Here is an 830-nt window from a genome sequence, read left to right on the forward strand (position 1 = left end):
CCAACAATGCTTCCAGTTCGGCATCCGACCGATCAGAACTGTGCGGTGTCATCGGCGCCTCCCGCATCCTACGCCTCTCACGCCTCGGCCAGCATCTCGAGATAGGCGCCGCCCTCACTGGGCCGAGGGTCTTCCTTCAGGTCGAAGATCACCGCATCGATGACGGCGCGCCATTCGGAGGTGATGGCGCGGGTCTCGGCGCTGGCACGGACCGTCAGGATAGCCGGCGACTTCGAGACCAGCCGTGCCTGCATGACAGCCTCGGAGCCGCGCAGGTAATGGACATGGCACCACAGGGTGAAGCGATCTTCCCATCCCTGGATCAGCATCCCGTCCGGATCGCGGATCATCACCGCCTCCTGGAAGGTGGCCCTGCGCCGCAGGCGCCCGGCAACCATGCTCACAGCCTGATCCTGCGATAGGGGGCGAGCAGCGCATCCACGGCCACGGGCAGCGCCGATGGGCTGGTGCCCGGACTGACGGCCGCCCGGTTCTCATACCAATGGGCGATTAGCAGCAGCATGGCCTGGCGGATGGCGACGGGGATCTCGGCGGGGGCGCCATAGCCCGCGGTGAAGGTGATCGCCGCAGGACGGCCAAAGCCCGCGAGGGGTCGCAACAACAGGCGTTGGTCCCGCCGGTCGATCCAGTAATCGAGATCGCCGCCCGCGGCATCGGTGAACACGGCGCTGTCGATCTCGCTGTCGGGAAACGGCAGCAGGATGGGTCCGGTGACGGCATCCAGACCCATCTGCCAGTTTTGGGTCACCAGGCAGCGGCCGAGGATGCCGGCCGGCCCGTCGAGCCAGGCGGTGGCAGCATCGATATAA

Annotated in this window: 2 protein-coding genes; both read right to left on the reverse strand. The window is 66.7% G+C overall.

Features of this window, described 5'->3' with window-relative positions; translation table 11 throughout:
- Nucleotides 1–77: 77 nt before the first annotated feature.
- Nucleotides 78–398 (reverse strand): phage head closure protein, encoded by a 321-nt coding sequence (locus ASV56_RS22300; RefSeq protein ID WP_036744610.1) that lies wholly within the window; start codon nucleotides 396–398, stop codon nucleotides 78–80.
- A gap of 2 nt (nucleotides 399–400) precedes the next feature.
- A partial coding sequence (locus ASV56_RS22305) for a head-tail connector protein (protein WP_062564135.1) occupies nucleotides 401–830 on the reverse strand: 430 nt, incomplete at its 5' end.

The sequence above is a fragment of the Paracoccus aminovorans genome (genome assembly GCF_001546115.1).
GTDB classification, from domain to species: Bacteria; Pseudomonadota; Alphaproteobacteria; order Rhodobacterales; family Rhodobacteraceae; genus Paracoccus; species Paracoccus aminovorans_B.